The following is a 20,655-nucleotide window of genomic DNA, read 5'->3' as shown; positions in this document are numbered from 1 at the left end:
GATTACTGCGCGGTGTAGACGATTTCGACGCGACGGTTCTGCGACCAGCAGGACTCGTTCGACTCGGTGCACACCGGGCGCTCTTCGCCGTAGGACACCACGGTCAGCTGCGACGCCGAACCGCCGTTGGCCTGCAGCGACGAGTTCACGGCATTGCCGCGACGCTCGCCCAGGGCCTGGTTGTAGGCGCGGCTGCCGCGCTCGTCGGTGTGGCCCTGCAGGGTGATACGCGAGGACGGACGGTCACGCAGGTACTTGGCGTGGCAGCCCATGATGGCCTGGAACTCGGACTTCACTTCTTCCTTGTCGAAGTCGAAGTAGACCACCCGCTGGCGCAGGCAGGCATCGGTATCCAGGTCGCCCGGGCCGTACAGGCCGGAGGTCGACGGACCGGTCGGCTGGACGGTCGGGGCCGGATCGGCCGGCTGCGGAGCCGGCTGTTCCTTGACCTTCTTCGAGCAACCGGCCAGGGCGGCGGCCGAGAGAAGCGAAACAAGCAAAACGCGAGTGGACTTGTTCATGGCGATACCTAGAGGCTCCTGAGCCAATGACGGGGTTTGATACGGATCGGATATTAACATTCTATCAACGCGCAGTACGGTACGGACCCCACGCGGGTTCGCGCACATCACCGTCTGCCAAGACCAGACGCTGGCGAACCCGGGCGTCGGCCGATACTGCATACAGCACACCACGACCACCCTCGCGGGCGGCATACAGAACCATGCTCGCGTTGGGCGCGAAGCTGGGCGATTCGTCGAGGGATCCCGGCGACAGCGTACTCCAGCGCGGCGACCCCAGGCTGCTGTCCATCAGCGCGATCTTGTAGGTGTTCCCGCTGCCCTGTGCGACGGCGATCTTCTTGCCGTCCCACGAGACCGAGGCCTTGGCATTGTAGTTGCCCTGGAAGGTCACCCGCGTGGCGCTGCCGCCGGCGGCCGGCACCTGGTAGATCTGCGGGCGGCCGCCGCGGTCGGAGGTGAAGTAGATCGTGTTGCCGTCCGCGCTCCAGGTCGGCTCGGTGTCGATCGCGAAGTGGTTGGTCAGCTGGGTCAGCTGCTTGCTGGCCAGGTCCATCACGTAGACCTCCGGGTTGCCGCTGCGCGAGAGCGTCAGCGCCAGCCGGCGGCCGTCCGGGGAGAATGCCGGGGCGCTGTTGATGCCGCGGAAGCTGGCCACCAGCTCGCGCGCGCCGGTGGCGATGCTCTGGATGTAGATCGCCGAATTGCCGCGCTCGAAGCTGACATAGGCCAGCTGGTTGCCGTCCGGGCTCCACGAGGGCGACAGCAGCGGTTCGGCCGAGCGCACGATGGTCTGCGGGTTGAAGCCGTCCGAGTCGGCGACCATCAGTGCATAGCGCATGGCGTCGCCGCGGCCGTTGGCGGTCACATAGGCGATGCGGGTCCAGAAGGCACCGCGCACGCCGGTGATCTTCTCGTAGAGGGCATCGGCCATCTGGTGGGCGACATCGCGCATGGCATTGGCGCGGGCGGTCATCGCCAGACCGAGCATGCGCTCGCCCTTGGCCACGTCGAACAGCTCGTACTCCACGCGGTAGGCGCCGGCGCCGGCGTCGAGCACACGACCGACGACCAGGTAGTCCTGCTTGAGCGCCCGCCAGGTCGGGTACTGCACCTCGGCGCCGCGCGTCGGGCGCTCCACGATCTGCGCCTCGGGCAATGTACGGAACTGGCCGGAACGGTCCAGGTCCGAGCGGACCACGGCGGCCACGTCGGTCTGCGGTGCGCCCGCCGTGCCCTGGTAGGGCATGGGGACCACGGTGACCGGCAGCGCCGAGGCGTTGCCGCCGATGATGTCGATCTCCAGCCCCCGCTGTTGCGCCATCGCCACGAGGGGCAACAGCAGTACGGTCAGGGCGGCCAGCCAGCGGAGCGGTTTCTTCATGGGGTGCTCAACGATACGGATGAACAGGGAATAAGGGATAGCAGCAGGCGGATGAACATTTTCGCAATCATGAACGAACGCCGCGTGAAATTGCGGATCGGGTCTGCGGGAGCGTGTGTGGGACGCCGGCGATGGTCTTCCCGCGGCAGGCCGCGGGACGCTGCCATGGCCTCATCGGTCCTGCGCCTCGAAGGTGAAATTCAGGGTACGCTGGAATACCGATTCGAATCCGCGGAACGGCAGCGGCTGCGCCCTGAGCACCGCCGCCTCGACCGAGCGGCGGCCGGCATCGTCATAGGGGCAGCCGGCGGCGAACTGCACCTCCACCACCTCGCCGCCGGGCAGCTGGCGGATGGTGAGGCGGCAGCGCTGGCCGCGCGGGATCGTGTCCGGGCGCACCCATTGGTTGAGGACCGCCTGCTGGATCGCGGCGGCGTAGCGCGCGGTCAGGTCGGTACTGGCGCCGCCCTGCCCGGGGGCCGACTGCGGCGCACTGTTGTTGCTGGCTGCGGCCGCCTGCGCGCGCGCCTGGGCATCGGCGACCTGCCGCTGGCGCTGCTCGGCAAGCTTGAGCTCGCGTTCGGCCTGCTCGCGCTTGCGGCGGATCTCGGCGATCTTCTGCTGGCGCTCGCGCTCGGCGGTTTCATTGGCGGTGCGCTGCTCGTCGGCCAGCCGTTTCTGGCGGTCGGCCTCCTCCTGCTGCCGCGCCAGCCGCTGCTTCTGCTCGGCGTCCTCCACCCGCTTGCGCTCGGTCAGGTCGATCTGCTCCTGGCGGCGTTTGGCCTCCTGCTCCTCGCGCGCCTTCTCCGCGGCGATGGCCAGCGCGCTGACCCGTTCCTGGTCGACCGTGTCCGGTTGGGCGATGCGCTCCTGGGCATTGTGCTGCTGCGGTGTGGTGGCATCCTGCGGCCGGCGCTCGGCCAGCGGCTGCGGCGGCGGCACGGTGTCCTCGGGCACCGGTGCGGGCATCGGCTCGGCGACCGGTTCCGGCAGCGGCGGCAGTCGTTCAGAGGCCTGCAGCGCACGGCGCGCCGCCAGCGCCTCGGCCGCGGACAGTTCCAGGCTGGCCTCCACCGCCGGGTCGCCGGCCGCGGCCTCGGTGCTGCGCACCGGCGACCACAGCCAGGCCAGGATGAACACCAGCGCGACCAGCACGTGCACCAGCAGCGCCAGGGCCACGGGCAGGCCCCAGCCCTCGCCGGGCGTGCGCGGAGGTGGCAATGCGTCAGCGTGCATCGGTCGCCAGACCCACCTTCTCGATCCTGGCCGCCTTGATCACATCCATCGCCGCGACCACCTTCTCATAGGTCACCGACCGGTCGGCGGCGACGATCACGCGCAGGCTCTTGTCCTGCGAGGCCATCGCCGCCAGCTGCGCCTGCAGCGTCTCCGCCGCCATCCGCTCCGGCGCCTTGGCGTCGGGCAGCTTCAGGCTCAGCTGGCCGTCGGACAGCACCGACACCACCACCGGGTCCTGTTTGCTCTCCAGCGCCTTGGCGTGGGAGGTGGGCAGTTCGACTTCGAAGCTGAGCGTCAACAGCGGCGCGGTGACCATGAAGATGATCAGCAGCACCAGCATCACGTCGATGTACGGCACGACGTTGATCTCGGACTTGAGCTTGCGCTTCTTGCGGCGGGAAATTCCGGACATCATCGCGGGAGCTTCCTGGTCGGGACACGCATCGGAGCGCGCACGGCGGGGCGCTGACGGGAGGGCTGCATCATTCGTCGCTGCCGGACTGGCGCTGGAGGATCGAGCTGAATTCCTCGGCGAAGGTCTCGTAACGTACTGACAGCCGTTCCACGCGGGTGGTGAAGCGGTTGTAGGCCCAGGTGGCCGGGATCGCCACGAACAGGCCGATGGCGGTGGCGAACAGCGCTTCGGAAATGCCCGGCGCGACCGAGGCGATGCCCGCCTGCTCGCCGCTGCTGATCATGTCGTGCATGGTCACCATGATGCCGAACACGGTGCCGACCAGGCCGACATAGGGCGCGTTGGAGCCGATGTTGGCGAGCAGTTCCAGGTTGCGCTCCAGCCCGTCGACCTCGCGCGCATAGGTGGTGCGCATGGCCCGCTGGGTGCCTTCCAGCTGGCTGCGGCTGTCCAGCCCGCGGCGCCCGCTCAGGCGGCTGTATTCGCGGAAGCCGGACTCGAAGATCGCTTCCAGGCCATCGACCGCCCGGTTGCGGTCGGCGGCCGAGGCGTACAGCTTGCCGAGGTCGGCACCGGACCAGAAGCGGGCCTCGAAATCGTCAGCGGCACGGTCGGCCGCCTTCAGCACCCGCGCCTTGCGGAACACGATCACCCAGCTGATGAACGAACCGGCGAGCAGCAGCAGCACGATCAGCTTGACCGGGATGCTGGCCTTGAGCATCAGGTCCAGGTAGTTGATGCCACCGCGGCTGGCGTCGACCACGGTCTGCGCCGCCGCGGCACTGACATCCGCCGGCAGCGCCTCGGTCACGGTGGCCTGCAGGGCCAGAAGCAAAGCGATCATCCGATGTTCCTCAATCTTGCGCGTGTTGGGTTTCGAATTGTTTGAGCGTGGCGTACAGCGTGGTGTCCATGGCCTGCGGACGGAAGTCGCGGGCGCCGACCGCGGCCAGCCGCACCTGCGCGGTGACCAGCGGCTGCTCTCCGCGCAGCACCGCCTGGCGCATCACCAGGCTGGCGCGGCGGCAGTGCAGCAGCTCCACCGTGGACTGCAGCACATCGTCCAGCCGTGCCGGCTTGAGGAAGTCCAGCGCCATGGCACGGACCACGAACACCTGCCCGTCGCCGTTGCGCATGCTTTCCTGACCATAGCCCAGGGTCCGCATCCACTCGCTGCGCGCGCGCTCCATGAACGCCACGTAGCGGGCGTGGTAGACCACGCCACCCGCGTCGGTATCTTCCCAGTAAACCCGTGTCGGCCAACTGAACCGTGCCTCAACCATGGTCGGAAGGCTCCACGAACAGGTCGGCCGGCGCCGCCTTCGGTTTCAGGCCCATGTGCCGGTAGGCCTTGTGGGTGGCCATGCGCCCGCGCGCGGTGCGCACCAGGAAGCCCTGCTGGATCAGGAACGGCTCGACCACGTCCTCCAGCGTGCCGCGCTCCTCCGAGAGCGCCGCGGCCAGCGATTCGATGCCGACCGGTCCGCCGTCGAAGTACTCCAGCAGGGTCCGCAGCAGGCGCCGGTCCAGCTCGTCGAACCCTTCCGGGTCGACCTTGAGCATCTGCATCGCCGCCTGCGCCACGGCCTGGTCGACAGGGCCGCCGGCCTTGACCTGGGCATAGTCGCGCACGCGCCGCAGCAGCCGGTTGGCGATCCGCGGAGTGCCGCGCGAACGGCGCGCGATCTCGCCGGCGCCCTCGGCGCTGCAGTCGATGCCGAGGATTGCCGCCGACCGCCGCACGATGCGGGTCAGCTCCTCGGCCGAATAGAACTCGAGCCGCTGCACGATGCCGAAGCGGTCGCGCAGCGGGGCGGTCAGCAGGCCGGCGCGGGTGGTGGCGCCGATCAGGGTGAACGGCGGCAGGTCGAGCTTGATCGAGCGCGCGGCCGGGCCCTCGCCGATCATGATGTCGATCTGGAAATCCTCCATCGCCGGGTACAGCACTTCCTCGATCGCCGGCGAGAGGCGGTGGATCTCGTCCACGAACAGCACGTCGTAGGGCTGCAGGTTGGTCAGCAGCGCGGCCAGGTCGCCGGCCTTCTCGATCACCGGACCGGAGGTCACCCGCAGGCCGACGCCCAGCTCGTTGGCGATGACGTGGCTCAGCGTGGTCTTGCCCAGCCCGGGCGGGCCGAAGATCAGCACGTGGTCCAGCGCCTCGCTGCGCGACTTGGCCGCCTGGATGTAGATGTCCAGTTGCTCGCGCACCGGCGCCTGGCCGAGATAGTCCGCCAGCCGGCGCGGGCGGATGCTGGCGTCGGCGCTGTCGTCCTCGCGCGTAGCCGCCGCGGCGATGATCCGTTCGCTGCTCATCGGCGCCGGCGGCCGGGCAGCGGGGAGCGGGAGGAAAGCGGCGGGAATGGGGGCATGTCCATGCCTGCGATTGTAGGCACAAGCGCGGCGCCGCGCTCGCGTCCGGGCGCCCCTGTCGCGCGCCCGGCCGCGGCTAGATCTCCACCTGCGCGCCCAGCTCGACCAGGCGGTTGCCGGGGATCCGGAAGAAGCCGGTGGCCGAGGCGGCGTTGCGGTGCATGAGCGCGAACAGCTTGTCGCGCCAGATCGGCATGCCGCGGTTGGCACGGGCGACGATGGTCTCGCGGCTGGCGAAGAAGGTCGTGTCCATCAGGTCGAAGTAGATGCCGCCATGGTCGCAGGAGCGCATCAGTGCCAGCGGCACGTCCGGCGTCTCCATGAAGCCGAAGCGGACATGGACGCGGTAGAACTCGTCGCCCACCGGCTCGATCTTCAGCCGCCGGTCCGCCGCCGCATAGGGCACCGGCAGGGTCTCCACGTGCAGGAACACGTTGCGCTCGTGCAGCACCTTGTTGTGCTTGAGGTTGTGCATCAGCGCATGCGGCACCACCGCCGGGTCGGCGGTCAGGAACACCGCGGTCCCCGGCACCCGTACCGGTGGCGCCAGCATCAGCCCGGGCAGGAAGGTGTCGATGCGGATGCCGTCCTTGCGGATCTCGTCGCGCAGCAGTTCGCGGCCGCGGCGCCAGGTGCGCATCATCGTGAACAGCACGATGCCCAGCGCCACCGGGAACCAAGCGCCCTGCAGCAGCTTGGCGCCGTTGGCGATGACGAAGCCCAGGTCGATCACGAAGAACGCCACGCACAGCGCCAGGATGCCGTGGCGCGCGCGCGGCCACAGGGTGCGCGCCACCAGCGCCAGCAACAGGGTGTCGATCAGCATCGTGCCGGAGACCGAGATGCCGTAGGCCACCGCCAGGTTGCTGGAACTGCGGAACGCCAGCACCAGCCCGAACACCATCAGCGCCAGTCCCCAGTTGATGCCGGGAATGTAGATCTGGCCGATGGTGTCGTGCGAGGTGTGCAGGATGCGCATGCGCGGGATGTAGCCCAGCTGCATCGCCTGGCGGGAGACCGAGAACGCGCCGGTGATCACCGACTGGCTGGCGATCACCGCCGCCATCGTCGCCAGCACGATCATCGGGTACAGCGCCCAGCCCGGCACCGCCTCGAAGAACGGGTTGGCCACCGCGTCCGGCCGCTGCAGCACCAGCGCGCCCTGCCCCAGGTAGTTCAGCACCAGGCACGGCAGCACGAAGAAATACCAGGCATGGCGGATCGGCGGCGCGCCGAAATGGCCCATGTCCGCATACAGCGCCTCGCCGCCGGTGACCGCCAGCACCACCGCGCCGAAGATGAAGATGCCCTGCCAGCCATGCTCCATGAAGAAGCGGGCCGCCCACCAGGGGTTGAAGGCCTTGAGTACCTCGGGGGCGGCGATCACGTTCCAGATCCCGATCGCCGCCAGGGCCAGGAACCAGACCATCATCACCGGGCCGAACACCCTGCCCACCTTCTCGGTGCCGAAGCGCTGCGCGGCGAACAGCAGCGCCAGCACCGCCAGGGTGATCGGCACCACGAACCGGCCCAGCCCCGGCGCGGCCACCTCCAGGCCCTCGACCGCGCCCATCACCGTGATCGCCGGGGTGATCACACCGTCGCCGAAGAACAGCGAGGCGCCGAAGATGCCCAGGATGCCGACCACGTAGGCCGACCGCGAACCGTGGCGCAGGGTGCGCTGGGCCAGGGCCATCAGCGCCATGATGCCGCCCTCGCCGTTGTTGTCGGCGCGCATGATGATGGTCACGTACTTGAGGGTGACCACCATGTTCAACGACCAGAACGCCAGCGACAGCACCCCCAGCACCGTGTCGTGGTCGCTGTCCAGGCCATAGTGCGGTGAGAACGCTTCCTTGAGCGTGTACAGCGGGCTGGTGCCGATGTCGCCGAACACGACACCGATGGCGCCGACGATCAGCGCCAGGCCGGCGGCAGCACCCGGGCCCTGGGAATGGCCGGCGGTTTCAGGCTTGGAGGCGGCGTGTGACATGAAGGTCTCGCTCGGTCCCGGCCGGGCCGGGAGGGGATGGCATCAACGCAGCGCCGACTGCAGCGCCCTGCGGATCACGGCGGCGACGTCGTCGCCCTCGTTCAACGCCTCGCGCGCCATCTTGGCTGCTTCGGCGGGTTTATACCCCAGTTGCTGCAACGCCACCGTCGCCTCGGACAGCGGGTCGGTGGCGGTGCCCCCGGCCAGCGGCGCACCGCCGCCGGAGAAATCCGCCGCCTTGTCGCGCAGCTCCACGATCATGCGCTCGGCGGTCTTCTTGCCGATGCCCGGGATCCGGGTCAGGGCGGTGATGTCGCCGGCCTGGATCGAGCGCGCGAACTCCTCCACGCTGGCGCCGGACAGCACCGCCAGCGCGATCCGCGCGCCGATGCCGCTGACCTTCTGCACGTCGCGGAACAGGCGCCGTTCGCCCTCGCGCAGGAAGCCGTACAGCGACACGCTGTCCTCCTTCTGCGCGTAGTGGGTGAACAGCACCACCTCGCGGCCGATGTCGGGCAGGTCGTAGAACGTGCTCATCGGCGCTTCCAGCTCATAGCCCACGCCCCCCACGTCGATCACCAGCCAGGGGGGAGCCTTGTGGGCGAGGATGCCGCGCAGACGACCGATCATGGAAAAACTCCTGCTGTGTTCTTCTCCCCCGGGAACGGGAGAGGGAGGGCCATGCGCCTCGGGCGCGCATCTGTCCGGCCGCCATGCACGCCGCGCGGAACCGGGGCGCGAAGCGCACGGGAAAGGGACGGCAGCGGCATGCCCCGCCCCGGGGTCACTTGCGGCTCCAGGCCGTGCGTGCATCCACGCCCAGGCGGTTGGCCGTGGCGCGCACATGGGCGTGGGTGATGGCCACCGCCAGCGCGTCGGCGGCATCGGCCTGCAGCCTGCCCTGCAGGCCGAGCATCAGGCCGACCATGTGCTGCACCTGCTGTTTCTCGGCACCGCCGCGCCCGACCACCGCCAGCTTGATCTCGGTGGCCGCGTACTCGCTGACCGGCAGGTCGCGCAGCACCACCGCGCACAGCGCCGCGCCGCGCGCCTGGCCGAGCTTGAGCGCCGAGTCCGGGTTCTTGGCCATGAACACCTTCTCGATCGCCACTTCCTGCGGCCGGTACTCGTCGATCAGCGCATGCACGCCGTGCACCAGCCGCTTCAGCCGCTGCGCGAAGTCCTGCGCGCCGAGCAGCACCAGCGGCTGGTGGTGGACATGGCGGCTGCGCCCGGCGGCATCGATGTCGATGATGCCGATGCCGGTGCGCTGCGAGCCCGGGTCGATGCCGAGGATGCGGATCATTGCCTTGCCAGCCGAAGGGAAACGGCGCCCATCATCGCCGGCCGCGGTCTCGCGCGACGCGACGCGGACATGCCGTCAGGCCTGCTCCAGGCTGGCCTGGTCGACGTTGGAGTACACGGCCTGGACGTCGTCCAGGTCCTCGAGCATGTCCAGCAGCTTCTTCACCTGCAGGGCGACCTCGCCGGCGACGGCGATGTCGTTGTCGGCACGGAAGGTGATCTCGGCGTGGTCCGGCGCCATCCCGGCCGCCTCCATCGCGTCCTTGACCGCCTGGAAGCCCTCCGGCGCGGTGACCACGTCGATCGCACCGTCCTCGGGATAGACGACGATGTCGTCGGCGCCGCCCTCGATGGCGGCCTCGGTGATCCGCTCCTCGTCGGCGCCGGGCGCATAGGCCAGCACGCCCAGGCGCTTGAACATGAAGGCCACCGAGCCCTCGGTGCCCATGTTGCCGCCGCAGCGGGAGAAGGCATGGCGCACGTCGGCCACGGTGCGCACGCGGTTGTCGGTCAGGCAGTCGACGATCACCGCCACGCCGCCGGGCGCATAGCCCTCGTAGCGGACCTCCTCGTACTCCACGCCCTCCAGCTCGCCGGTCGCCTTCTTGATGGCGCGCTCGATCACGTCCTTGCTCATGTTCGCGGCCAGGCCCTTGTCCACGGCCACGCGCAGGCGCGGGTTGTTGCCGGGGTCGCCTCCACCACCGCGCGCGGCCACGCCGATCTCGCGGATGATCTTGGTGAAAATCTTGCCGCGCTTCGCGTCGGACGCGTTCTTGCGGGCTTCGATGGAAGGACCTCTACCCATGGAGCTCTACCCGTACATCTTGAGAGAAACAGGGGCGGATTCTAACCGATCCCCGTCAATGCACCGGTCAGGCGACCCGCCGGTCCGGGGTCCGCGGGAAGCGCCCGTCGCGCAGGAAGGCCGCGGTCAGCGCGGCGACCTCGGGCGACAGCACCAGCCCGCTGTGGCTGGACGGCACCACGCAATGGTCGGCCAGCCCCGGCAGCCGCGTCTCGGCCAGCGCCACGGTGCCGTCGGAGTCGCCGTGCAGCGCGCCCATCAGCGCGCCCAGCCCGTGCGGCACGCACCCCGCCACCAGGCCCACCTCGGCACGCCCGTGCCATGCCGGCAGCCCATGCCGCAGCAACCCACCGCTGCGCCCCAGGGCCGCCGCCCAGCCATGCCCGGCCAGCGCCCGGGCGGTCTCGCTGCCGCACAGCGGCGAGCCCAGGCAGACCACCCGCGGCACCGCCAGCTCCGGCGCCTGGCGCAACGCTTCCAGCGCGACCAGCCCGCCCAGGCTGTGCCCCACCAGCGCTATCGGCGGCTGCCCGCGCAGGCGTTCGACCAGGGCCGGCACCGCGACCTCCGGGCCGCCGAAGACACTGGGATAGCCGAAGGCCGCGACGTCGAACCCGCGCGCGCGCAGGCGCCACGCCAGCGGCCCGACCCAGGCCCGCGCGTTCCAGATGCCGTGCAGCAGCAGTACCCGTTGCGTCATGCCTCCACCCTGTGCCGGAACGGCGTCATCCACCCTGTCCCGGATTGAAGCCCAGCCCGCCGCAACGCGGGGTGAAGCGGCCCGGCACCGTCATGCGCTGTCGTCCCGGGACACAACCGGCCCGCGGCGCAGGATGAATTCGCGGTCGCGGGTACGCCCGACCGCGAAACCGTATTCCCCGACCTTCTCGAAACCCTGCCGCCGGTAGAACCGCTGCGCGCCGGCGTTCTCCGACCATACCCCGATCCACAGCGTGCGCGGTCCCCCGCGCAGCAGCCAGCGTTCGGCCTCGGCGAACAGCCGGGCGCCCCAGCCCGCTCCTTGGTGGGCGCCAAGGACATACAGCCGCTTCAGTTCGCCGTGGTCCGCACGCGCGTCCGCATGCGGCAGGCCGCAGGGGCCGGCGAACGCGAAGCCGACCGCTTCGCCCGCCACCTCCAGCAGCCACGCGGCATGATCACCTACCTCCAGCTGCCTGCGCTGCAGGTCCGGCGCATAGGCGCCGGCAAGGTAGTCGGCCAGGTCCCGTGGCGGGTACAGGTGGCCAAACGTCTCCACGAAGGTGCGTTCAGCCAGTGCGCACAGCGTCGCGGCATCGGCGGGGGTGGCACGGCGGATCGGCATGGCGTCGGCAACCGGCGGCAGGGGGTGTGGACCGGACGGCGGTGGAGCGCGGCGGGACGACCCGACCGCCGTCGTCCCCCGCCCCGGCGTTCACGCCGGGTGCTTGGCGCGCACCTGCACGTGCACGTCGGCCAGCTGGGCCTCGGCGATGGGCGACGGCGCGCCGGTCATCAGGCACTGCGCACCGGTGGTCTTGGGGAAGGCGATCACGTCGCGGATCGACTCGGTGCCGGCCATCAGCGCGGCGATGCGGTCGATGCCGAAGGCGATGCCGCCATGCGGCGGGGCGCCGTAGTTCAGCGCGTCGAGCAGGAAGCCGAACTTCGCACGGGCCTCCTCGGCACCGATGCCGAGCAGCTCGAACACCGCGCTCTGCATCTCCGGACGGTGGATGCGGATCGAGCCGCCGCCGATCTCGTTGCCGTTGAGCACCATGTCGTAGCCGCGCGAGACCGCGGTGCGGGCATTGGCGCGCAGCTCGGCGATGTCGTCCACCGCCGGCGCGGTGAAGGGATGGTGCAGGGCGACGTACCGCTGCTCCTCCTCGTCCCATTCGAACATCGGGAAGTCGGTGACCCACAGCGGACGCCAGCCTTCGGCGACCCGGCCGAAGTCCTTGCCGGCCTTCAGCCGCAGCGCGCCCATGAAGTCGGACACCTGGTTGTAGCCGCCGGCGCCGAAGAACACGATGTCGCCCCTGCCGGCGCCGACATGGGCGACCAGGGCGGCGAAGGCGTCCTCGCTGAAGAACTTCTGGATCGGCGAGCCGACCTCGCCGCTGTCGGCGATCTTGATGTAGGCCAGGCCCTTGGCGCCGTACTTGGCGGCATGCGCGGCGTACTCGTCGATCTGCTTGCGGCTCAGCGACGCGCCGCCCGGGATGCGCAGCGCGGCCACGCGGCCGCCGGCGTCGTTGGCCGGGCCGGTGAACACCGCGAACCCGCTGTCCTTCACCAGCGCGGCCACGTCCACCAGCTCCAGGTCGATGCGCAGGTCCGGCTTGTCCGACCCGTAGCGGCGCATCGCCTCGGCCCAGGTCATGCGCGGGAACTGCGCATCGAGTTCGACCTCGACCACCTCCCTGAAGACCGAGCGGACCATGTCCTCGACGAAGTCCTGCACGTCGCGCTCGCGCACGAAGGCGAACTCCATGTCCAGCTGGGTGAACTCCAGCTGGCGGTCGGCGCGCAGGGCCTCGTCGCGGAAGCAGCGCGCGATCTGGTAGTAGCGGTCGAAGCCGGCCACCATCAGGATCTGTTTGAACAGCTGCGGGCTCTGCGGCAGGGCGTAGAACTCGCCCGGGTGCATGCGCGCCGGCACCAGGAAGTCGCGCGCCCCCTCCGGGGTGGCCTTGGTCAGGATCGGGGTCTCGATGTCCTGGAAGCCGGCGCTGTCCAGGTGGCGGCGCAGCGCCTGCACCAGGCGGGTGCGGGTGCGCTGCATGCGCTGCATCTCGGGACGGCGCAGGTCCAGGTAGCGGTACTTCAGGCGGGTGTCCTCGCCCGGGTTCTCATGGGCATGGAACGGCAGCGGCGCCGCCTTGTTCAACACGGTGATGGCGGTGGCGATCACCTCCACCCGGCCGGTGCGGATCTTGTCGTTGACCGCATGCCGCGCGCGCACCACCCCTTCCACCTGCAGCACGTCCTCGTAGCCCAGCGACGCGGCCACGGCGAACACCGCCGCGTTCTCCGGCTCCACCGTCACCTGCACGATGCCCTCATGGTCGCGCAGGTCGATGAAACAGACGCCGCCGAGATTGCGCGCCACGTCGGTCCAGCCGGCAAGGGTCACGGTTTGGCCGATCAGGGTCTCATCGACCAGGCCGCAGAAGTGGGTACGCATGGAAAGCTCCGCAGGGGCACCGGCGCCGGAGGGGGCCGGAAAGCCGGCTATTTTGCGGCCGCCCGGCGGACGGGGCAAATCCGCCGTGCAGTCACGCGCGCTTAAGCGCGGTCTTCCCTATAGTTCGGTCATCCAGACCTGAACAGGGGACGCCCGCCATGAACCGCCTACGCCTGCTGGCCACGCTCGCCGCGCTGCTGCCTGCCGCCCTCCTCGCCACCGAGGCCGCCGCACAGGCCCCGGGCACCGTGGCCGCGGTGCGCTGCGAGAGCGTCAACAACCGCCCGCAGTCCTGCACCACCGACTGGGCCGACGCCATCATCGTGCGCCAGCTGTCCAGCACCCGCTGCGTGCAGGGCCAGAACTGGGGCAGCGGCAACCGCTCGGTCTGGGTCAGCAACGGCTGCCGCGCCGACTTCGGCCCCGGCCGTGGCGGCGGCAACCACGGCAACGGCAACGGGAATATCGTCGGCGACGGCAACATCCGCTGCGAAAGCAACGACAACCGCCAGCGCGTCTGCAACACCGGCTGGCGCAGGGCCGCCCTGGTCCGGCAGCTGTCCAAGACCCGCTGCATCGAGGGCGACAACTGGGGCAGCAGCAACGGCGCGGTCTGGGTCACCAACGGCTGCCGCGCGGAGTTCGCCGAAGGCCGCGGCGGCCTCTGGGGCGGCGGTGGCGGCAACACCGGCTACCAGGACACCCTGCGCTGCGAGAGCAACGACAACCGCCAGCGCGTCTGCAACACCGGCTGGCGCAGGGCCACCCTGGTCCGGCAGCTGTCCAAGGCCCAGTGCGTGGAAGGCACCAGCTGGGGCAGCAGCAACGGCGCGGTCTGGGTCACCAATGGCTGCCGTGCGGAGTTCGCCGAGGGCCGCGGCAGCGTCTGGGGCGGCGGCGGCTCCTGGGGCGGCGGCAACGCCGGCTACAGCATCGAATGCCACAGCGAGAACAACCGCATGCGCTCCTGCCCGTGGGAGCGCCGCCGGGGCCGCCCGGTGCTGATCCAGCAGCTGTCCAGGACCCAGTGCATCGAGGGCCGCAACTGGGGCTACAACGGCAACAGCGTCTGGGTGAACGACGGCTGCAGGGCACGCTTCGGCGCCCGCTGAGGTCCCTCCCGCAACACTCCCGGGGGCGCCGGTCAGGCGCCCTTCTGCGTGGCGCCGACCGCCTCGTCCCCCCACGGTGGCGGCGGTGCCGGGAGCGGATGCGCCAGATCGAACTCGACCCGGAACAGGCGACCGTCCGGGCGCGCCAGCTCGTATACGAAACGCCTGCCCGGCTCGATTTCCATCGCCCAGGCATTGTGCGTCGACGCCGCCATGCCCTCGCGCTCGAACAGCGCCACCGATTCGGCATCGGCCGGGAAGACCTGCCGCCGCGCCGTGCCGGCCCCGCGGGTGTCGCCCCCGTAGAGGGTGACCGGCTCCGGCGGGCCGTCGGCCTGGCGGTGATCGTGTTTCAGACGCAGGCCCGGGCCGACACGCGAGATCACCCAGGTCCGGGAGCGGTCGTCGCCGACATGGAAGGGCACCCGCAGTGTCTGCTCCGGTGCCTCGCACCCGCGCACATGCATCACCAGCACCTTGCCCTGGAACGGATCCGGCGCCGTACTGGCCGGGCGGTCCACCACTATGCGGCCGGCGAAGGCCTGCCCGCAGTAGCGCGCCAGGGCAGCCATGAACTGGGCCGGGGGCGTCGCCGCGACGGCCCCGGAGTCGGTCGCGGCCGTCGCGGCGGACGGCACCGCGGCGGCCAGCAGCGGCAACAGGCCGCCGAGCAGGAATCGAGCTGTCATGCCCCGACCCTAGCCGCTGCCCCCGGCCCGGCACAAGCCACATGGCCCGGGAACCGCACATGGCCGCCGCCGACGCCCGCGTCGGCCATCACCGCCACATCGAGTCCGCCGCTGCCTGGCCGGTGGCGCCCCCGTGAATGCGGCGCGAATACCTGCTAATAAGGTCGCCACCTTCCCTGCGAACGCGAACGATGTCCCTGCTGCTGGAATTCGTCGATGCCCACTCCTGGGCCCTGCTGCCGTCGATGCTGGCCCTGCTGGGCCTGTCCGCCTTCGCCGGCAAGCTGGCCTGGGGCCGCCGCGTCCGCCATGAAGCCACCGCCGACGATGAGCTCAAGGTCGTGCTCGGCGCGACCCTGTCGCTGTTCGGGCTGCTGATCGGCTTCCTGCTGTCCTTCGCCATCGGCGGCTACAACACGCGCATGGCCGCCGAGGAGAACGAGGCCATCGCCATCGGCAACGCCTTCCAGCGCACCACCCTGCTGGGCGCCGAGCGCCAGGCCCACGCCGAACGCCTGCTCGGCGACTACCTGGAACAGCGCATCGGCTTCTTCGACGCGCCCGACGAAACCCGGCGCGAACAGGCGCGCATGCAGTCCATCCAGATGCAGACACGGATGTGGGCCTATGTCGGGCGGATCGCGCAGGAGCGCCCCGACCCGGTGATCGTGACCGTGCTCAACGCCTGCAACGACCTGTACACCGCCCAGCAGAAGACCATGGCCAGCTGGCGCCACCAGATCCCCGGTGCGGCATGGGCGATGCTGATCGCCTTCGGCGTGTGCTCCAACGTCCTGATCGGCTACAACATCCGCGGCGCCAGGACCGGCAGCGCGCTGCTGCTGGTGGTCCCCGCGGTCACCGCGCTGGCGATGTTCCTGATCGCCGAGATCGACGTTCCCGGCAGGGGCCTGATCCATGTCACGCCGGACAACCTGGAGGCCATCCGCGCCACCCTCGCCGCCGGCGGCCTGGCCCCCTGAGCCGGGCCGCCCGCGACGCCCAGGGCGCCGGGCTCACGCCTCCAGCAGCGCCATCCACGCCGCCTCGGCCTGCTCCAGTTGCCGGGCCAGGGCAGCACGCTCGCTGCCCAGCGCGGTCATCCGGGCCGCGTCGGCGTAGTTGCCCGGATCGGCCAGCTGGCGATCGACCCCGGCCAGCGCCGCGGTCAGCTGTTCGACCTGCTTCTCGGCCGCATCGAGCTTGTGCGGATTGACCGGCTTGCGGCCCGCGGCCGGACGCTCCGCCGGCACGGCGGCGGCGGCCGGCGCCTCCCGCTCGGCGCGCGCACGCGCGCCCTGGGCCGTGGCCCGGGTGCGCAGCCAGGCCGCGTATTCGTCCAGGTCGCCGGCGAACGGCTCGACCACACCGTCGGCCACGCGCCAGAACGTGTCGCAGACCAGGCCGATCAGGTGGCGGTCGTGCGACACCATGACGATGGCGCCCTCGAACAGGCTCAGCGCCTCGGCCAGCGCCTCGCGCATTTCCAGGTCGAGGTGGTTGGTCGGCTCGTCGAGCAGCAGCACGTTGGGCTGCTGCCAGGCGATCAGCGCCAGCGCCAGCCGCGCGCGCTCGCCACCGGAGAACCCGTCCACCGGCTCGAAGGCGCGGTCGCCCGGGAAGTTCCACTTGCCGAGGAAGTCGCGGAACGCCTGGTTCACGCCGTCCGGCGCGATGTCGCGCAGGTGGTCCATCGGCGTGGCGCCCTCGCGCAGCGACTCCACCGTGTGCTGGGCGAAATAGCCGATCTTCATGTCCGGGTGCGCGTTGCGCTCGCCCGCCAGCGCCGGCAGGTCGCCCACCAGCGTTTTCACCAGGGTGGTCTTGCCGGCCCCGTTCGGGCCCAGCAGGCCCACCCGCTGGCCCGCTTCCAGGCCGAAATCCACGCCCTCGAGGATCACCGCGTCGGCGCCATAGCCGGCGGCGACCTGGTTCAGGCGGATCAGCGAGAACGGCAGCTTGGCCGGTTCGGCGAACTCGATGCGGAATTCGCGCTCGGCGCGGACCGCCTCGGTCCCGGCCAGCTTGGCCAGCCGTTTCATCCGGCTCTGCGCCTGCGCGGCCTTGGAGGCCTTGGCCTTGAAGCGGTCGATGAAGCTCTGCAGGTGGGCGCGCTCGGCCTGTTCCTTGTCGTGCGCGATCTGTTGCTGGCGCAGGTGCTCGGCGCGCTGGCGCTCGAAATCGGTATAGCCGCCGACATAGAGCCGTGCGGTGCCGCCGTGCAGGTGCAGGGTATGGGTGGCGACGTTGTCGAGGAACTCGCGGTCGTGGGAGATCAGCAGCAGCGTCCCGGGGTACTTCAGCAGCCATTGCTCCAGCCAGTACACCGCGTCCAGGTCGAGGTGGTTGGTGGGTTCGTCGAGCAGCAGCAGGTCGCTGGGCATCATCAGCGCGCGCGCCAGGTTCAGGCGCGCACGCCACCCGCCGGAGAACGCGGCCACCGGGCGCGCATGCGTTTCCGCCGGGAACCCGAGGCCATGCAGCAGCCGGCCGGCGCGCGCCTCGGCATCGTAGGCCCCCAGTTCGGCCATCTTCTGGTGGGCGTCGGCGACCGCCTCCCAGTCCTCGCGCGCGGTCGCCGCGGCCTCCTCGGCCAGCACCGCGGCGACGACATCGTCGCCGCCGAGCACGAAGTCGATGGCCCGGTCGGGCAGCGCCGGGGTTTCCTGGGCCACGTCGGCGATGCGCAGCCTGCCCGGCAGCGATACGTCCCCCTTGTCCGCTTCCAGGTCGCCGCGCACGGCGGCGAACAGGCTGGACTTGCCGGCCCCGTTGCGGCCGACCACGCCGACGCGGTAGCCGGCATGCAGGGTCAGGTCGACATTCGACAACAACAGGCGTTCGCCGCGGCGCAGGGCGAAATTACGAAGGGAAATCATGAGGGGTTCCGTTATAACCATATGGAATGTGCACGTGAGCAACATTCCTGCGACGCAATTCTAGCGTTAACGAATACTTGACCCACGCTTTCGGCCTCGGCCGTGGGCGGAACCCCCTGTCCCCCACCCGCATTCGCAGCCGCGGGCCCGCAATTGCTTTCACAGGCAACCACATGCGGGTCACCATCGGCATTTGACGCGAAGTAAAAATTCCATTAATTCATCAGGGCGCACCGTTCCCCCGTCGCCGCAGGCGACCGATCCCGCCGGTGCCGTCCATTCATTCCGGAGCTGCAACCCGATGAACCGCAAGTCCAGTACGCTCGCCGTTGCCGTCGCCATCGCGCTTGGCCTCCCCCTTGCGCCCGCCTTTGCCCAGTCCGGCGCCCAGACGCTGGATACCGTGATCGTCACCGGTACCCGCGTGGCCGACCGCACCGTCGCCGAATCGCAGTCCCCGATCGACATCATCACCCCCGAGGCCCTGCAGGCCACCGGCTCCACCGAGCTGGCCACCGCGCTGTCGCGCGCCCTGCCCTCGCTCAACTTCCCGCGCCCGGCGCTGACCGACGGCACCAGCGGCGTGCGCCCGGCGCAGCTGCGCGGGCTGTCGCCGGACCAGGTGCTGATCCTGGTCAACGGCAAGCGCCGCCACCTGTCCGGACAGCTGAACGTCAACGGCAGCATGGGCCGCGGCTCCTCGGCGGTGGACCTGAACACCCTGCCGGTGGCCGCGATCGAGCGCGTGGAAGTGCTGCGCGACGGCGCTTCGGCCCAGTACGGCTCGGATGCCATCGCCGGCGTGGTCAATATCGTGCTCAAGGGCGCGGGCAGCGGCGGCAGCCTGGCGCTGGACGTCGGCCAGTACTCGGCCGGCGACGGCAAGCAGTACCAGCTCTCCGGCGACACCGGCGTGGGCTTCGCCGACGGCCGCGGCAGCCTGCACCTGGCCGGGCAGCTGTCCCACCAGGACCGCACCAACCGCGCCGGCCCGTTCAACGCCTACAACCAGCCGGGCAATCCGACCCCGCACAGCGGCAACTACCCCGGCCTGGGCGAAAAGGCGTTCGTCGTCGGCGACCCGGAAGCGGACACCCGCGCGGTGTCGGCCAACGGCGGCTTCGACTTCAGCGACAGCGTGCGCGGCTACGCCACCGCCATCGCCAGCAACCGCGACATCACCTCCTTCGCGTTCTACCGCGGCAAGAACCACAATCCGGCGACCTCGCTGCTCTACCCGGACGGCTTCGTCCCGGAGATCAACCAGTACCTGCGGGACCGCTCGCTGGTGGCCGGTGTCAAGGGCGGCACCGAGGGCGGCTTCGCCTGGGACGTCAGCTACAACTACGGCTACAGCAAGGTCGACTTCCACACCGGCAACACCATGAACTACGCGCTGGGCGCCACCAGCCCCACCCGTTTCTACGACGGCGCGCTGGAGTACACCCACAACATCGTCAATGCCGACTTCTCGCAGGCGCTGGACTGGGGCCTGGCCTACCCGGTCACGTTCTCCTTCGGCGGCGAGTACCGCGAAGAGAAGTGGAACCAGTCGCCGGGCGCGCCGGACGCGTACCTGGGCAGCGGCGCGCAGGGCTTCGGCGGCTTCACCCCGAACAACGCCGTGCATGCCGACCGCCACAACTATGCCGTCTATGCGGGGCTGGAAGCGGACTTCACCGACAAGCTGTCCGCCGGCGCCGCCGCGCGCTATGAGGACTACTCCGACTTCGGCGACAAGACCTCCGGCAAGCTCTCGGCGCGCTACGCCTTCACCGACACGGTCGCGCTGCGCGCCACCGTCTCCAACGGCTTCCGTGCGCCGTCGCTGGCCCAGCAGAGCTACCAGGTGGTCACCAGCAACTACAACAACGGCGTGTTCGTCGATTCCGGCACCTTCCCGGCCAGCAGCACCGTCGCGCAGGCCCTGGGGTCCACCCCGCTGCAGGCCGAGACCTCCACGTCCTACAGCCTCGGCCTGGTGCTGCAGCCGAGCGAGCGCCTGTACATCACCGTCGATGCGTTCCAGATCGACATCGACGACCGCATCCTGCTCTCCTCGACCCTCAACACCAATCCGGCGGTCAACGCCCTGCTGACCTCGCTGGGCATCAACAACGTCACCGCCTTCCGCTACTTCAACAACTCGGTGGACACCCGTACCCGCGGCGTGGACGTGGTCGGCAGCTACAACATCCCGCTGGCCACCAGCGCGTTGGACCTGACCGCCAGCTACAGCTACAACAAGACCGAAGTGAGGAAGCTGGCGCCCTCGCCGGCGGTGCTGACCGGCCTCGGCCTGACCACCCCGCTGGTGGCGCGCGACGAGATCGGCCGCCTGGAGGACGCGTTCCCGCGTGACAAGGCGATCCTCGGCGGCACCTGGAGTTCGGACCGCTGGACCCTGGGCCTGAATGCCACCCGCTACGGCACCTTCACCGTGCGCAACGTCAGCCCGACGCTGGACCAGCGCTACGACCCGCAGTGGGTGCTGGACGTCTCGGCCAGCTTCAAGCCCAGTGCGCAGTGGACGCTGACCCTGGGAGCGGACAACGTGCTGGACTCCTACCCGGACCGCGTCGATCCCAGCTTCACCGGGGTCAACGCCTGGGGCCAGATGCCGTACAGCAACTATGCGCCGGGCGGCTTCAACGGCGCCTACGTGTACGGCCGCATCGGCTACACCTGGTAAACCGGGCCGGCCCGGATGCCACCGCGATGCCCCGGGAAACCGGGGCATCGCCGTTTCCGGCGCCGGAGCCGCCGCG

Annotated in this window: 19 protein-coding genes; 3 read left to right on the top strand and 16 right to left on the bottom strand. The window is 70.1% G+C overall.

What is annotated here, in order from left to right; genetic code table 11:
• Window positions 1-2: 2 nt before the first annotated feature.
• From pal to aspS, 14 genes are all read right to left on the bottom strand, one after another.
• Window positions 3-521 (bottom strand): peptidoglycan-associated lipoprotein Pal, encoded by a 519-nt coding sequence (gene pal / locus K5L01_RS01630; RefSeq protein WP_250061352.1) that lies wholly within the window; start codon window positions 519-521, stop codon window positions 3-5.
• A 64-nt stretch (window positions 522-585) separates the two neighbouring features.
• Window positions 586-1,905 (bottom strand): Tol-Pal system beta propeller repeat protein TolB, encoded by a 1,320-nt coding sequence (gene tolB / locus K5L01_RS01625; protein ID WP_250061350.1) that lies wholly within the window; start codon window positions 1,903-1,905, stop codon window positions 586-588.
• 171 nt (window positions 1,906-2,076) lie between these two features.
• Window positions 2,077-3,141, bottom strand: coding sequence for a cell envelope integrity protein TolA (gene tolA / locus K5L01_RS01620; protein ID WP_250061348.1), 1,065 nt, complete (start codon window positions 3,139-3,141; stop codon window positions 2,077-2,079).
• Window positions 3,131-3,559 (bottom strand): protein TolR, encoded by a 429-nt coding sequence (gene tolR / locus K5L01_RS01615; RefSeq protein ID WP_250061346.1) that lies wholly within the window; start codon window positions 3,557-3,559, stop codon window positions 3,131-3,133. The genes tolA and tolR overlap by 11 nt, the downstream gene beginning before the upstream one ends.
• A 67-nt stretch (window positions 3,560-3,626) precedes the next feature.
• The gene (tolQ, locus tag K5L01_RS01610; RefSeq protein ID WP_250061344.1) at window positions 3,627-4,403 is read right to left on the bottom strand and encodes a protein TolQ; all 777 of its coding nucleotides are present in this window, start codon (window positions 4,401-4,403) and stop codon (window positions 3,627-3,629) included.
• 10 nt (window positions 4,404-4,413) lie between these two features.
• The gene (gene ybgC, locus K5L01_RS01605; protein WP_250061341.1) at window positions 4,414-4,842 is read right to left on the bottom strand and encodes a tol-pal system-associated acyl-CoA thioesterase; all 429 of its coding nucleotides are present in this window, start codon (window positions 4,840-4,842) and stop codon (window positions 4,414-4,416) included.
• Window positions 4,835-5,875 (bottom strand): Holliday junction branch migration DNA helicase RuvB, encoded by a 1,041-nt coding sequence (ruvB, locus tag K5L01_RS01600; protein ID WP_250061338.1) that lies wholly within the window; start codon window positions 5,873-5,875, stop codon window positions 4,835-4,837. The genes ybgC and ruvB overlap by 8 nt, the downstream gene beginning before the upstream one ends.
• Before the next feature lie 133 nt (window positions 5,876-6,008).
• Window positions 6,009-7,925, bottom strand: a complete 1,917-nt coding sequence (locus tag K5L01_RS01595; RefSeq protein WP_250061336.1) for a potassium transporter Kup — start codon at window positions 7,923-7,925, stop codon at window positions 6,009-6,011.
• A 42-nt stretch (window positions 7,926-7,967) separates the two neighbouring features.
• A complete protein-coding gene (gene ruvA, locus K5L01_RS01590) occupies window positions 7,968-8,555 on the bottom strand; it encodes a Holliday junction branch migration protein RuvA (protein WP_250061334.1) in 588 nt (195 codons plus the stop codon).
• Between the two features lie 154 nt (window positions 8,556-8,709).
• Window positions 8,710-9,231 (bottom strand): crossover junction endodeoxyribonuclease RuvC, encoded by a 522-nt coding sequence (gene ruvC, locus K5L01_RS01585; RefSeq protein ID WP_250061332.1) that lies wholly within the window; start codon window positions 9,229-9,231, stop codon window positions 8,710-8,712.
• 75 nt (window positions 9,232-9,306) lie between these two features.
• Complete coding sequence (locus K5L01_RS01580; RefSeq protein WP_250061330.1) at window positions 9,307-10,038, bottom strand: YebC/PmpR family DNA-binding transcriptional regulator; 732 nt, start codon at window positions 10,036-10,038, stop codon at window positions 9,307-9,309.
• A gap of 67 nt (window positions 10,039-10,105) precedes the next feature.
• Complete coding sequence (locus tag K5L01_RS01575; protein ID WP_250061328.1) at window positions 10,106-10,738, bottom strand: alpha/beta hydrolase family protein; 633 nt, start codon at window positions 10,736-10,738, stop codon at window positions 10,106-10,108.
• Between the two features lie 90 nt (window positions 10,739-10,828).
• Window positions 10,829-11,362 carry a GNAT family N-acetyltransferase gene (locus K5L01_RS01570; RefSeq protein WP_250061326.1) on the bottom strand — a complete coding sequence of 178 codons (534 nt, stop codon included), beginning with the start codon at window positions 11,360-11,362 and terminating at the stop codon, window positions 10,829-10,831.
• A 90-nt stretch (window positions 11,363-11,452) separates the two neighbouring features.
• Window positions 11,453-13,207 carry an aspartate--tRNA ligase gene (aspS, locus tag K5L01_RS01565; protein WP_250061324.1) on the bottom strand — a complete coding sequence of 585 codons (1,755 nt, stop codon included), beginning with the start codon at window positions 13,205-13,207 and terminating at the stop codon, window positions 11,453-11,455.
• Window positions 13,208-13,365: 158 nt separating this feature from the next.
• Here aspS and K5L01_RS01560 point away from each other — a divergent pair, with 158 nt between their 5' ends.
• The gene (locus K5L01_RS01560) at window positions 13,366-14,319 is read left to right on the top strand and encodes a DUF3011 domain-containing protein (RefSeq protein WP_250061322.1); all 954 of its coding nucleotides are present in this window, start codon (window positions 13,366-13,368) and stop codon (window positions 14,317-14,319) included.
• Window positions 14,320-14,351: 32 nt separating this feature from the next.
• On the opposite strand, the gene K5L01_RS01555 is transcribed toward K5L01_RS01560, so the two are convergent.
• Window positions 14,352-15,008, bottom strand: coding sequence for a hypothetical protein (locus K5L01_RS01555; RefSeq protein WP_250061320.1), 657 nt, complete (start codon window positions 15,006-15,008; stop codon window positions 14,352-14,354).
• A 191-nt stretch (window positions 15,009-15,199) separates the two neighbouring features.
• On the opposite strand from K5L01_RS01555, the gene K5L01_RS01550 reads away from it, so the two are divergent.
• Window positions 15,200-15,991, top strand: coding sequence for a bestrophin-like domain (locus K5L01_RS01550; RefSeq protein ID WP_250061318.1), 792 nt, complete (start codon window positions 15,200-15,202; stop codon window positions 15,989-15,991).
• A 33-nt stretch (window positions 15,992-16,024) separates the two neighbouring features.
• On the opposite strand, the gene K5L01_RS01545 is transcribed toward K5L01_RS01550, so the two are convergent.
• Window positions 16,025-17,887 carry an ABC-F family ATP-binding cassette domain-containing protein gene (locus K5L01_RS01545; RefSeq protein ID WP_250061316.1) on the bottom strand — a complete coding sequence of 621 codons (1,863 nt, stop codon included), beginning with the start codon at window positions 17,885-17,887 and terminating at the stop codon, window positions 16,025-16,027.
• Window positions 17,888-18,188: 301 nt separating this feature from the next.
• Here K5L01_RS01545 and K5L01_RS01540 point away from each other — a divergent pair, with 301 nt between their 5' ends.
• Window positions 18,189-20,579, top strand: a complete 2,391-nt coding sequence (locus K5L01_RS01540; RefSeq protein ID WP_250061314.1) for a TonB-dependent receptor plug domain-containing protein — start codon at window positions 18,189-18,191, stop codon at window positions 20,577-20,579.
• The last annotated feature ends 76 nt before the right edge of the window (window positions 20,580-20,655 follow it).

This window comes from Stenotrophomonas mori (genome assembly GCF_023556335.1).
GTDB lineage: Bacteria > Pseudomonadota > Gammaproteobacteria > Xanthomonadales > Xanthomonadaceae > Stenotrophomonas > Stenotrophomonas mori.
Note: the sequence above shows the minus strand (reverse complement) of the source record. Positions and strands in the feature narration are given on the sequence as shown.